Here is a 302-nt window from a genome sequence, read left to right on the forward strand (position 1 = left end):
GGTCCAAGGACTGCATCAGGTGCTCTCTCTTGGCGCGCAGCAACAAGCAACGAATCTGCAAGTTCTGCGTGAGATGCAGCTGGCCAACACCATGGCCTCGATGAAAGCCCAGAACGACGCCAACGACATGCAGGCGAGCGCTACCGCCGCACAGACCAAATACCAAAACTTCGTTCAATCGCGACAAGCCGCAGCACAGCAATCTGCGCAGGATCTGCAATTGCCCGATCCGACCCAGATCAACCTCACCGGGGCAAACAAGCTGTGAGAGGACCGGAAAAGGTCGCGGTCGGCTGGCTATG

General features: G+C 57.9%; 1 protein-coding gene. It reads left to right on the plus strand.

The window, feature by feature from the left end; all coding sequences use genetic code 11:
* Nucleotides 1–268: hypothetical protein (locus tag HX869_RS31350; RefSeq protein WP_178904197.1), on the plus strand; the 268-nt coding region annotated here is incomplete at its 5' end.
* Nucleotides 269–302: the final 34 nt, after the last annotated feature.

The sequence above is a fragment of the Pseudomonas sp. P7779 genome, from assembly GCF_013386315.1.
Classification (GTDB): Bacteria; Pseudomonadota; Gammaproteobacteria; order Pseudomonadales; family Pseudomonadaceae; genus Aquipseudomonas.